The organism is Lacrimispora sphenoides (genome assembly GCF_900105215.1).
GTDB lineage: Bacteria > Bacillota > Clostridia > Lachnospirales > Lachnospiraceae > Lacrimispora > Lacrimispora sphenoides_A.
In genome coordinates this window covers 1,338,346-1,350,668 of record NZ_FOIP01000002.1, presented here as the reverse complement: position 1 = coordinate 1,350,668, position 12,323 = coordinate 1,338,346, and the positions used below count along the sequence as shown (strand labels likewise).

General features: G+C 45.5%; 10 protein-coding genes. All 10 read right to left on the bottom strand.

Annotation, left to right across the window (positions count from 1 at the left end; genetic code table 11):
• Positions 1–16 precede the first annotated feature (16 nt).
• Positions 17–484, bottom strand: a complete 468-nt coding sequence (locus BMW45_RS22990; RefSeq protein ID WP_092249448.1) for a cupin domain-containing protein — start codon at positions 482–484, stop codon at positions 17–19.
• A gap of 202 nt (positions 485–686) precedes the next feature.
• Positions 687–1,910 (bottom strand): threonine ammonia-lyase, encoded by a 1,224-nt coding sequence (gene ilvA / locus BMW45_RS22985; RefSeq protein ID WP_092249445.1) that lies wholly within the window; start codon positions 1,908–1,910, stop codon positions 687–689.
• A gap of 3 nt (positions 1,911–1,913) precedes the next feature.
• On the bottom strand, positions 1,914–2,855 hold the full coding sequence (ftsY, locus tag BMW45_RS22980) for a signal recognition particle-docking protein FtsY (RefSeq protein WP_092249442.1): 942 nt from the start codon (positions 2,853–2,855) through the stop codon (positions 1,914–1,916).
• An 11-nt stretch (positions 2,856–2,866) separates the two neighbouring features.
• Positions 2,867–6,427 carry a chromosome segregation protein SMC gene (smc, locus tag BMW45_RS22975; RefSeq protein WP_092249439.1) on the bottom strand — a complete coding sequence of 1,187 codons (3,561 nt, stop codon included), beginning with the start codon at positions 6,425–6,427 and terminating at the stop codon, positions 2,867–2,869.
• A gap of 98 nt (positions 6,428–6,525) precedes the next feature.
• A complete protein-coding gene (gene rnc, locus BMW45_RS22970; protein ID WP_092249436.1) occupies positions 6,526–7,257 on the bottom strand; it encodes a ribonuclease III in 732 nt (243 codons plus the stop codon).
• Positions 7,258–7,329: 72 nt separating this feature from the next.
• On the bottom strand, positions 7,330–7,560 hold the full coding sequence (acpP, locus tag BMW45_RS22965) for an acyl carrier protein (RefSeq protein ID WP_025232960.1): 231 nt from the start codon (positions 7,558–7,560) through the stop codon (positions 7,330–7,332).
• A gap of 19 nt (positions 7,561–7,579) precedes the next feature.
• On the bottom strand, positions 7,580–8,593 hold the full coding sequence (plsX, locus tag BMW45_RS22960; protein WP_092249433.1) for a phosphate acyltransferase PlsX: 1,014 nt from the start codon (positions 8,591–8,593) through the stop codon (positions 7,580–7,582).
• A gap of 96 nt (positions 8,594–8,689) precedes the next feature.
• On the bottom strand, positions 8,690–10,048 hold the full coding sequence (locus tag BMW45_RS22955) for an MATE family efflux transporter (RefSeq protein WP_092249431.1): 1,359 nt from the start codon (positions 10,046–10,048) through the stop codon (positions 8,690–8,692).
• Positions 10,049–10,153: 105 nt separating this feature from the next.
• Positions 10,154–11,110, bottom strand: a complete 957-nt coding sequence (locus BMW45_RS22950) for an ROK family protein (RefSeq protein ID WP_092249428.1) — start codon at positions 11,108–11,110, stop codon at positions 10,154–10,156.
• Positions 11,111–11,272: 162 nt separating this feature from the next.
• A complete protein-coding gene (locus BMW45_RS22945; RefSeq protein WP_092249425.1) occupies positions 11,273–12,280 on the bottom strand; it encodes an ABC transporter substrate-binding protein in 1,008 nt (335 codons plus the stop codon).
• Between the last annotated feature and the right edge of the window lie 43 nt (positions 12,281–12,323).

The window sequence follows — 12,323 nt, the reverse complement described above, 5'->3', positions numbered from 1 at the left end:
ACTACATTATAAAATCTTACTCTTTAGGATTCGGCTCTGGGAGCCATGAAGTATTTAAATCTGATCCTTTAAAAATCCGTCTCAATTCATAAGATTTTTGCATATACATATCATCATCAGGATAATAGCAAGTATCTTCACTTTGATTCGTTCCAATGTCCAAAATTGCCAAAACCTCGTCACTGGAATTATAGAATGTGTGGGCGATATTTTTCCCTGCCGGTTTAGCTATAAAATCACCCTGTTTTACGGTTTTCTCCTCTTCGTTTAAGCGTAAAGTTCCCGTTCCGGAAAGGATCATGAAAAACTCTTCCTGCTGTGAATGACTGTGATATCTCGTACTGTATGCTTTAGGTGGAACATAATCAATATTCACATAAATCTTCTGACTTCCGGCTGCCTCCCCCAACAGCTTTGTTACCAAACCTATCTCGTCATCCCAAATAAACTGTTCGGGTAATTTATCCACGTTAAAGATATCCAATTAAAATTCTCCCTTCGCTATTAAAATCATTCTTTACGAGTAGAATATCACACGTCCTGCCAACTATCAATATTTGTTTTCCAATTTATGGTAATCCGTTAATTTAATAAAAGCACGGTAAAATCCCGTGCTTTTATTTGCATATCGATCTTATTTTGTAAATTAGGCAATGGAAAAAATCATTCACCGAAAATATGGAATCTTAATCCGCATAAGTCCCTTTTGATTTAACCAGCTTAGGCCGGTAACCCTGGGCTGTAAGTGCTGCCATAATGGTATTCTTATGTTCCGTTCCAAATGCTTCCATGGTTATGCGAAGTTCCACTGCAGCATTACGGTTAATGCTGATAAACTGGTTGTGATCCAGACGGATGACATTTCCCTGTTCTTTTGCAAGAAGTGCAGATATCTTTGCAAGCTCTCCTGGTTTATCCGGAAGCAGAACAGACACCGTAAAGATACGGTCTCTCTGCATCAGGCCCAGTTGAACAATGGAAGCCATAGTGATCACATCCATGTTTCCTCCGCTTAAGATAGAAACAATTTTTTTATTGTCCACGTTCATGTGCTTTAATGCCGCAACAGTCAGAAGCCCTGAGTTCTCCACGATCATCTTATGATTTTCAACCATGTCAAGGAATGACACGATCAGTTCAGAATCCTCTATGGTGATGACTTCATCTACGTTTTCCTCGATGTAGGGGAATAGTTTTTCTCCCGGGCATTTTACAGCTGTTCCGTCAGCAATCGTATTGACACCTGGAAGGGAAACCACCTTCCCCTGTCGTAAGGATTCCTGCATACAGTTGGCACCTGCCGGTTCCACGCCGATGATCTTGATCTTGGGATTTAACATCTTGGCCAGTGTAGAAACTCCTGTGCAAAGGCCGCCTCCTCCGATGGGAACCAGGATATAATCAACCGTAGGAAGTTCCTTGATGATCTCCATGGCAATGGTTCCCTGCCCGGCTGCTACATCCAGGTCGTCAAAAGCATGAATAAAGGTAAGCCCCCGTTCTTCTGAAAGCTTGTAGGCATAATTGCAAGCCTCATCAAAAACGTCGCCTTCTAAAATGACCTCCGCTCCATAGCCCTTGGTACGGTTTACTTTCATCAGGGGTGCCGTGGTGGGCATAACGATGGTTGCAGGAATGCCGGCCAGTTTCGCCGCATAGGCAACGCCCTGGGCGTGATTACCTGCAGAGGCAGCAATAAGACCTTTGGATTTTTCTTCTTCAGTCAGGGTGCTGATTTTATAATAAGCCCCTCTCACCTTATAAGCACCGGTATACTGCATATTTTCCGGCTTGAAATATACCTTATTGCCGGTCTGAGCGGAGAAATACTCACTGTATACCAGCTTTGTTTCCAGGATAACTTTGCTAACGGCTTCCGATGCTTCTTCAAATTTTTCCAATGTCAACATACTTTACGCCTCTTCTTTCTCTTCAACGTGAAACAATGCGCTTACAAATTCTTTTGCATTGAATTTCTGCAGGTCATCAAGTTTCTCTCCTACCCCAATATATTTTACAGGAATTCCCAACTCTGACTGGATAGCGACCGCAATGCCTCCTTTTGCAGTTCCGTCAAGCTTTGTTAGGATAATTCCGGTAATATCAGCAACCTCCATAAATTGCTTCGCCTGGACAAGAGCATTCTGTCCCGTGGTCCCATCAAGCACTACCAGGGTTTCCCGGTAGGCCTCAGGGTATTCCTTGTCAATGATCCGGTTGATCTTTTTAAGCTCTTCCATCAGGTTTTTCTTGTTATGCAGACGGCCTGCAGTATCACAGATCAAAAGATCCGCATGTCTGGATTTTGCCGCTGCTACCGCATCATAAACAACTGCCGCAGGGTCGGAGCCTTCCTGCTGGGCGATGATGTCCACTCCGGCCCTCTTAGCCCATTCACTAAGCTGCTCTATGGCTGCCGCACGGAAGGTATCCGCCGCAGCAACGATCACCTTTTTTCCGTCATCCTTCATCTGCCCGGCCAGCTTGCCCACTGATGTGGTTTTTCCCACTCCATTTACGCCGATGATCAAAAGAACGGAACTCCGTTTTTCAAATTCATAGGCATTTTCTCCCAGATCCATCTGTTCCATGATGCTGTCCATGAGAAGCTGTTTGCACTCCATGGGATCCTTGATGTTTTGTTCTTTTACTTTCTTTCTCAAATCCTCCATAATGGACATGGTGGTCTGGATACCCAGATCCCCCATAATCAGGATCTCCTCAATTTCTTCATAAAACTCATCATCAATGGCTGAAAAACCACTGAATATGGAATCTACGCCTGCGACGATGTTATCCCTTGTCTTCTGCAGCCCGGCAACCAGCTTGCCAAAGAATCCCATTTTCTCACCCATAGTCGGCCTCCTTAACTTTCTAAATCTTCTTCAATCAGGTTTACAGATACTAGCGTTGAAACGCCCTTTTCCTGCATGGTAATACCATATAGACGGTCTGCAGATAACATGGTACCACGCCTGTGTGTAATAACAATAAACTGAGTATATTTCGTCAGTTTATGCAGGTATTTTGCAAAACGGTCCACGTTGGAATCATCAAGGGCTGCTTCGATCTCGTCAAGTAGGCAGAATGGAGAGGGCTTTAAGTTCTGGATGGCAAACAGCAGCGCAATAGCCGTCAATGCCTTTTCCCCACCGGAAAGCTGCATCATATTCTGAAGCTTCTTGCCAGGCGGCTGGGATATGATCTGAATTCCTGCTTCTAGGATATCCTCATCCTCCACCAGCTCTAATGTTCCTCGTCCACCTCCGAAAAGTTCCTTAAACACTTTATCAAACTCCTGCCGTATTTCCCGGAACTTTTCCTCGAATTGTTTTCTCATTCCCGTATCCAGTTCATCGATGATCTTTAATAAGGTGCCCTCTGCGGCTACCAGATCATCGTGCTGGGTCTTCATGAATTCATAGCGCTCTGATACCTCTTTGTAATCCTCAATGGCATTGACATTGACATTGCCAAGCTTCCGGATTTCCTCTTTTAAGGACTGGATCATACGTTTGATTTCAGGAAGTGACGTCCATTCCTGGTTCTTTAAATCCTTTGCAGTGGAAAAAGTCAGCTCATATTCATTCCACATGTAATTGATATGGCCCTCCATCCACTCATCAAGCTTTTCCTTCTGGCTTTGCAAACGGAACAGTTCTTTATCCAAAAGGCTGATCCTTCCCGTAAGCTCTTCTCGTTTTCGGAACAGTTCCTTCTGCTCCCTGGAACTGGACTCTTTTTTCGTGGACTTCTCATTTATGATGCCTTCCAGTTCTTCTGAGTATACCTTTTCTTCCGCAATCCTGCCCTTTAATACCTCAATTTCTTTCTGTTTCTCTTCGATAATGGAGTTAGAACCATGAGTTCCGTTTGAAAGTCCGGCAAGTTCTTCCTCCAGACGATGGCTTTCTTCCTTTACACGCCGAATATTTTCCAGTTCAAAATCATCCTTTTGCTTTAAACTTGAGGTTTTCAGCTGGACAGATGATAAGTCCCTGGAATACTGCTCCCGGTCTGCCCTGGCCGTTTCAAGCCCGCCGTTTAAGCGTTCCAGCTCTCCGACCGTTTCCTGATTCTGCCTCTCCAGCTTATCAATGGCTGAAAGAAGTTCCTGCTGGCTGGTACTGATTTCACGAATCTGTACTTCAAGCTGGCCATTTTCACGCTCTAAGTCTCCGTAAGATTCCTTGATTTCTTCTTTTTTATCTTCAATCCTGCGTATATTTATTTTAACCGTATTTTGCTTTAAATAAAGCTGCTGTTTTTCCGCCCGGATCTTTTCAAGTTCTTCCCTGCTTTCCCCAAGGAGTCCCTCGCTTAACACCAGTTCTTTTTCCAGCCGTTCCACATCGGTAAGAGCCTTGGAGCAGATCTCTTCCAGTTCCTCCATCTCACGCTTACGCCCTAAAAGATTGCTGGAATTTTTAAAGGCACCGCCCGTCATGGATCCGCCTACGCTGAGAAGCTCTCCTTCCAGCGTTACGATCCTGAAAGAATACTGGAACTTTTTTGCAAGTGCAATGGCGTGTTCAATGGTATCCACCACAACCACACGGCCCAGCAGATAATTTAAAAGGCCTTTATACCGGTCTTCCGCTTCCACCAGGGTATTAGCAAGTCCCAATACTCCCGGCTCCGTAAGGGCCCTGTCCTGGCGGAAGGAATCCCTGTTGCTGACGCTGGTTAATGGTAGGAAGGTGGCTCTTCCATACCGGTTTTTCTTTAGGTATTCAATAAGCTGCTTGGCAGTTTCTTCGGAATCAGTAACAATATTCTGAATACTTCCGCCAAGAGCGGTCTCAATGGCAATTTCATATTTTTTCGGCACCTTGACCAGATCCGCTACAACCCCGTGAATTCCATGGATCCTGTCCCTTACCTCCATGATACGGCGAATGCTGCCGCCATAGCCTTCATACCGCTCAGCTATGTTTCTTAAAGACTCCAGCTTTGTATAACTGGTATGATATTCCTGCTGTTTGTCATTTAAGTTCTTATTAAGCCTTTTGACCTCGCCTTCCAGCTCCTCTGCACGGTTCTCACTGAACGCCTGGGCTTCCTGGCTTTCCGAGATCTTGGTTTCTATCTCATCTGCTTCTTTTTGAAGAGCTTCCAGACGTTCATCCTGCTCCGACTCATCACTTTTAAACTTTAAAAGCTTCTGGCAAACCTCAGAACGACGTACATTCACCTGTTCCAGCATAGTTTCATACCGCTGTTGTTTTGCGGTTAAGGAAGCTTTTTCATTGAGGATATCAATGATGCCGCTCTTTCCTTCCTCAATCTGCTGTTCAAAAAGATGGATTTTCTCTTCTTCTGAATTCAGGACCTCTTCCGCATCTTTCAGTTCATTTGCTGCGGATTTTACCTGGTCGGCAATCAGGGAACGTTCTTCCTCATAAGAAGCAGCCTGAGCCATTTTCATCTGGATTTCAGCATGAATAGCCCTCATGCGCCCTGCAATGTGCTCTGCATTCATCTGCTCCGTATTGATCTGTTCCTTAAGTACATTGATCCGGCCTTCCAGGTTTCCCATTTCCATGTTGGTTTTATTTTTCTCATTGCCAGCCTTGCTGATAGCCTCCTCAAGCTCCGCTAAATATGTATCCAGAACATCATATTCTTCCCTTATGCCCTCTGATGTCTGCTTTGCATCCTCCAGATCATGAGCTACAATGGTTTCCTTTTCCTGGTTTTCCTTCATCTGTACCTGGATTCCCTCAGTCTCCATCAGGAACTGGTTAACATCATACTTTTTTAAATCTTCTTTTAAGCGAAGATATTCCTTGGCCGACTCAGATTGCCTTGCCAGGGGGCCGACCTGCTTTTCAAGCTCTGTGAGAATGTCATTGACACGGATAAGGTTTTGTTTTTCATCTTCAAGCTTCTTCTGGGCGATAAGCTTGCGCCGTTTAAATTTAACAATGCCGGCGGCCTCATCAAATAATTCTCTTCGCTCCTCCGGCTTTCCGCTTAATATCTTATCAATCTGTCCCTGTCCGATAATGGAATAGCCTTCCTTACCGATACCGGTATCATAGAACAATTCATAAATATCCTTTAAACGGCAGGCACTGCCATTGATCATGTACTCACTTTCGCCGGAGCGGTAAACCCTTCTTGATACCGTTACCTGGTCATAATCAATAGCCAGATGGTGATCGGAATTATCAAGGGTAATGGCAACATAGGCAAAGCCCTGAGGTTTTCTCATTTCAGTTCCAGAGAAAATCACATCCTGCATGTTGGAGCTTCGAAGCTGCTTTACCTTTTGTTCACCAAGCACCCAGCGCACGGCATCGGCGACATTGCTCTTACCGCTGCCGTTAGGGCCTACGATGCCGGTGATCCCATTATGAAATTCAAAGACGATCTTATTGGCAAAAGATTTAAAACCTTGGATTTCAATACTTTTTAAATACATAGTTCACGCCGACAGGCTCTACTGGGCCTGCCCTTTCTTTTCCTTATTATTGTCCACGCTATTTGGACATAGAGGTATGCCCGAAGGGTGTTTCCTTATTATTGTCCATGCTTTCTGGACATAGAGGTATGCCCGCAGGTCGTATCCATATTCTTAAGGCGGAGAATCCCATGATAGGCAGCCACCTGCTCCGCCGCCTTTTTTGTCCGTCCGGTCCCCTTACCGATTATCTCCTGGCCTATCATAACCTGAGACTCAAATACCTTGTTATGATCCGGTCCCTCTTCCCGTAAAAGCTCATAGCTTAAGGGCTCGTCCGTCTTACTCTGTACGATCTCCTGCAAGATAGTCTTGCTATCATAAAAGAGCTGCTTATGTTCCAGATCATTCATGATGAATCGAAGGATAAACTCTTTTGCATTAGCAAAACCACCGTCCAGATAAATGGCCCCAATCAGCGCTTCCATAGCATCAGATACGATCGATGCACGCCCTCTGCCTCCGGTGGCTTCTTCCCCCTTGCCCAAAAGCAAGTATTCTCCAAGACTTATATCCTCTGCACAATAGGCAAGAGTCGGTTCACAGACGATGCTGGCACGTATCTTTGTCAAATCCCCCTCCGGCCTTTCCGGATACTTGTGATACAGACAGTCACTGGAAACCACTTCCAGCACAGAGTCTCCTAAAAATTCCAGGCGTTCGTTGCATTCCAGCTTATTTAACCGGTGTTCATTGGCATAGGAGCTGTGTGTCATGGCCTGTGTCATGAGATGGCTGTCCGAAAAACGGTAGCCGATACGCTCCTCCAGTTCTTTTAAATTCCTGCTCATCATACTCCTCTTCTCATTATGAAAGAAGGTGCTGCGGACAGACTAAGAAGTCCCCGGCAGCACCCACATCTATTAATTTAAAGCATTCTTGATCTGTTCTACTGCATCATTGACACTTACGATGTTTTCTGCCACTTCTGTTGGAATCTCAATATCAAATTCCTCCTCAATGCCCATAATGATCTGGAACACATCAAGGGAGTCAGCGCCTAGGTCATCCACAAATGTGGAGTTCATGGACACCTCATCCGGCTCAATATTTAACACCTCTGCAATTATGTTCTGTAACTTCTCAAATTCCATCTCTTTTCCTTCCTCTCTCCTATTCTTGATTTTCATCATTCTTTTTAAGACTTTCTCTTATCTTATCATTAATTCCCTGTTCTTTGAAGGTCACGCACTGAAGTATGGAGTTCTTCACTTCTGTTGCCTTTGAATTCCCATGGGTTTTTACAACCAAGCCATTCAGTCCCAGAAGCGGTGCTCCGCCGTGCTGAGATGCATCAAATGATTTTAGGCTTTCCTTCAAAGCAGGTTTTACAAGCAGAGCTCCGATTTTGCTCCTTAAACTTCCCATCATACCGCGTTTTACCTTATCGATTAAGGTTGCTCCTACTCCTTCATAAAGCTTCAGAATTACATTGCCTACAAAAGCCTCACAAACAATGACATCTGCACCGCCATGTGGAATCTCCCTGGCTTCAATGCTTCCGGTAAAATGGATATCCTTGCACTCCTTTAACAGTGGAAAGGTTTCTTTTACAAGCGCATTTCCCTTTTCCTCTTCTGCGCCGATATTAACGATAGCCACTCTTGGATTCTTTATTCCCACTACATGTTCCATGTAAAGGGATCCCATTCTGGCAAACTGTACCAAATGGGACGGTCTGGCATCCACATTGGCTCCGCAGTCAATCAGCAGGGAAACGCCTTTTTCCGTTGGGATAAGCGGTGCAAGCGGTGGTCGTTCCACCCCTCTTATCCGTCCGACAATCACCTGTCCGCCAACCAGTATAGCGCCCGAACTGCCAGCCGATACAAATGCATCCGCTTCCTTTTGTTTTACCAGATTCATTCCCACAACGATGGAAGAATCTTTCTTCTTTCGTATGGCGTTAACCGGAGGTTCATCCGTCTCGATTACCTCTGACGCATTCACAATCTGTATCTGATCCTTTTGATACGTATGCTTCTTCAGCTCTTCCGATACAATATGCTCCTGCCCTACTAAGAGAACCTGGACTTCTTTATTCGCGTTTACCGCCTCTACGGCTCCGGCAACCATCTCCACCGGTGCATAGTCGCCGCCCATGGCGTCAACAGCTACTTTTATCATCATGATTCTCCTTTCACATATCGCCTAAGATAATCTATTACATAATATACTAAATATTATACTATAAATCAATAATAAATTAAGAAAATTAAAAGATCAGACAAGACCTTTGTTTTCCCTGCTTTTTTCCACCCTCTTCATGATATAGATATATGAGATTGTAGTGAACAGACCAGCGCTTAACCAGGCTGCCGGATCGCAGGCGCAGGCCAAGGGGAAGCTTAAAAGCCGGATCGCCAATCCAGCAGTTATCAGTCTTGCCACAAGCTCTACAACTCCTCCAATCATGGGAAGAAGGCCGTAGCCACACCCCTGCATGGTATTTCTAAATATAAAAATCATTCCTAGGGGAATATAAAAAACAGCACATAAATAAATATAGGTTTTCGCCCATGGCAGCATTTCCGCTATATCCACATCACCTGAGAAAAACAGCCTTAATGCATATGGGAGGACTAAACAGACGATGACAGAAGAAAGCGCTGAATAGACGACCTCTGTCCAAAGTACAAGTCTGACGCCTTGGCGGATTCTTCCTATGTCTCCCTTTCCGTAATTCTGACCCGAATACGTAGCCATTGTCTGACCCATGGCGACCATTCCCTGCAGAACCAACCCCTGAAACTTGTTGGCGGCCGTATAAGCTGCTACTGCGGCTGAACCGAATAAATTAACGGCAGACTGCATGATGATGGTTCCTGATGCAGTGATTCCAAATTGAAGAGCCATGGGAATTCCCACGGAAAGCTGGCGCTTTGTATCCGTCACATTCAGTTTCCAGTGATGCCTCTTTGGAGTTAAAACCGGAACTTTTTTATAAATATAGAAGATGCACAAAAGCGCGGATATCCCCTGCGAGAGATTCGTTGCCCAGGCGGCTCCAGCCACTCCCATTTTGAAATTAATAATAAAAACAAGATCCAGCACTACGTTCAGAGAGGCAGAAAACATCAGGAACAAAAGGGGGATCCGGCTGTTCCCAACGGAACGGAGATAAGAGGAAAACAGATTGTAAAATACATTTGCAACAATTCCCATGCAGATGATGGAAATGTAGGTATAAGCATCCTCGAAAATATTGCCGGGCGTGTTCATGACCTTTAATAGTGTTCTCATAAAAGAGAGGCTTAAGACTGTCATAAGCACAATAACGAAAGATGACAGAATGATCCCATTGGCCACGGAGCGCTTCGCGCCGTTTTCATCTCCTGCTCCAAACCGCTGGCTGGTAAGGACCGTAAACCCGGTGCTCATGCCCTGGGAAAATCCAATGACCAGGAACATGATCGTACCGGTGGACCCCACCGCTGCCAGTGCATCCGGTCCAACAAAACGGCCTACGATAATGGTATCTGCCATGTTATAAAGCTGCTGAAAGATATTACCCATCAGAAGCGGAAGTGTGAATTTTAAAATGATCGGAAGCGGATTGCCTCTTGTCATATCAGTTTCCATTTTTTTCCATCCTCTGTTTAAAATTTTGCACCCTTTATGATGCGCAAGGGTTATTTTATCACGTTCCTCTTCTGTTGTCACTCCTTTTCAAAAAATCCGGCATTTCTATTCATAAACCGCAGCCATGACAGCTCCATAATCCCCGATCTTCTCCCCTAACTGGGCAGGCACGATCCTGCATGCAGCTGCGGAAGAGGTGAGAGCCTCCCTGCGGATTTCCTCCCACATGGATGGTTCCATGAATTCGTGGGTTCTGGCATATATACTGCCGGCAACTATTACCTCCGGATTCAGGATATCAATGAGCATGGACAATCCTCTTCCGAAATACGTTCCCGACTCTTTCAGTAATTCTGTGGCATCTTTATGACCTGCCCTAGCAGCCTCAGCCACATCCTTTGCATTAATTTCCTCCTTTTCTCCAGTCTGGAAGGAGGCCTTTTTCCCCTCTTTTTCCATCTGTTTTGCTTTATCTATTGCCATTTGCCGAATTCCGCCGCCGCTGCAAAATCCTTCCAGGCTCCCCGCCTTTCCGTATCCGACCGGCCCGTCCTCTTTCAGGCGGACATGGCCAACTTCTCCTGCCATGCCGCAGGCACCTGTATATAAACGCCCATTCAAAATCAGCCCTGCGCCAAGGCCGGTACCAAAGGTGAGGAATATCATATGAAGAGATCCTTTACCTGCCCCGTATTTCCATTCGGCAAGGGCACAGGCATCGGCATCGTTTAACATTCTGGCGGGCATTTGGAGTTTTTCCGAAAGATAGGAAACAATGGGAACTGAAACCCATCCCGGCAGGTTAGGAGGAGAACAGATGACCATGCGGTCAAGGCTCAAAGGTCCTCCGCAGGATATTCCAATACGGCAATCGGGCCGGGAAACCCCATGAGTCTCCAGTATACTTTCCCCATAAACGCTCAACATATCCAACACTGCTCTCCAGTCTGATGTAGTCTGTATTTCCTTCCGGTCGTTCCATATAATCGTATCACCCTCCAGCCGGCAAAGAAACACCGCACACTTTGTTCCTCCAATATCAAATCCCATGATATGCATCATAACACCTCAGTCCTTCTATTATTATAAGTAAGTTCGATTCACCTGGCTGTTTGCCGAACGGACAATTGGCCTTTACTAAGTAAAATATGCCAACAGAGCAGGAACCGGCGAACCGGCCCTGCTCTTTCCCTGTTATAAAATGTATCTGTGTTTAAATCGCACTTATTTTGATGTATCTTTTGTAAGAACGGAAACGCCAGTATCTACGTTCTTGTCTCCTGTATCCTTGCCTTCCAGAGCATTAACAGCTGTCTTTATTCCTTCATATCCCATAACATCTGGGTTCTGAGCCATGGTTGCAAGGAGATAGCCATCTTTAATCAGCTGAAGGATCATATCGGATTTATCAAAGCCTACGCCGATTACAGTCTCGCCTGCTTCCTGAATGGCATTGCCTGTTCCTACTGTAGAGCCTTCATTGGCTCCGAAAATGCCTACGCAGCCCTGGGTAATATAGTTTGCTGCAATATCCTTGGATTTTGCCGCATCGCCTTCGCCGTACTGAGTTTCCAGGATCTCAAACTTTGTTCCCTCAAATGCAGAACGGAAGCCTTCTTCTCTGGCCACTGTGGATGCGGTTGCAGCATTCACGTTTACGATGCCGATCTTGCCTGATTCGATTCCTTTTTCCTTTAAGGCTTTGATCATTTCATCACCTGCAGTTTTTCCAGCAGCTTTGTTATCTGTTGCAAGAGTCTGGATCGCTGGCAGAGATGCTGCGGAGTCTACGTATACCACTTTTACTCCTGCATCAATGGCTTCCTGTAAGGATGCAGTAACTGCATCAGGACCGTTAGCTGCAAGTAAAATGGCCTGTGCGCCTCCTGCTACGGCATTGTTAATACATTCGATCTGTTTTGCGTCATCCTTTACATCAGGAGCCAGCCATTTGTAATCTACATTTCCAAGCTCCTTTACAGCCTTCTGGGCACCTGCATCCACGTTTACCCAGTGCTGGTCCATTTGATCCATGGTGATTAAATAAACCTTGTGTGAGCCGCCGCTGGAAGCCGCCTCTTTTGCTGTTTCTGCAGCTGTGGTTGCAGCTTCTGTTGCAGCTGCTGTTGTTGCCCCGGTCGTAGCTGCAGCCTCCTTCTGCCCGCTGCTGCAGCCTGCCATAGACGCAATCACTCCCATAGAAAGAATAGCCGCCAATACTTTCCGCTTCATAAACCTTTTCCTCCTTAAAATTGGATATTTTAAAATCTGCCTA

Excerpts from the sequence above, each read along its gene's own strand:
- ftsY (WP_092249442.1), bottom strand. The coding sequence starts at position 2,855 with ATGGGTGAGAAAATGGGATTCTTTGGCAAGCTGGTTGCCGGGCTGCAG.
- BMW45_RS22945 (WP_092249425.1), bottom strand. The coding sequence starts at position 12,280 with ATGAAGCGGAAAGTATTGGCGGCTATTCTTTCTATGGGAGTGATTGCG.
- smc (WP_092249439.1), bottom strand. The coding sequence starts at position 6,427 with ATGTATTTAAAAAGTATTGAAATCCAAGGTTTTAAATCTTTTGCCAAT.
- acpP (WP_025232960.1), bottom strand. The coding sequence starts at position 7,560 with ATGGAATTTGAGAAGTTACAGAACATAATTGCAGAGGTGTTAAATATT.
- plsX (WP_092249433.1), bottom strand. The coding sequence starts at position 8,593 with ATGATAAAAGTAGCTGTTGACGCCATGGGCGGCGACTATGCACCGGTG.
- BMW45_RS22955 (WP_092249431.1), bottom strand. The coding sequence starts at position 10,048 with ATGGAAACTGATATGACAAGAGGCAATCCGCTTCCGATCATTTTAAAA.
- ilvA (WP_092249445.1), bottom strand. The coding sequence starts at position 1,910 with ATGTTGACATTGGAAAAATTTGAAGAAGCATCGGAAGCCGTTAGCAAA.
- BMW45_RS22950 (WP_092249428.1), bottom strand. The coding sequence starts at position 11,110 with ATGATGCATATCATGGGATTTGATATTGGAGGAACAAAGTGTGCGGTG.
- rnc (WP_092249436.1), bottom strand. The coding sequence starts at position 7,257 with ATGAGCAGGAATTTAAAAGAACTGGAGGAGCGTATCGGCTACCGTTTT.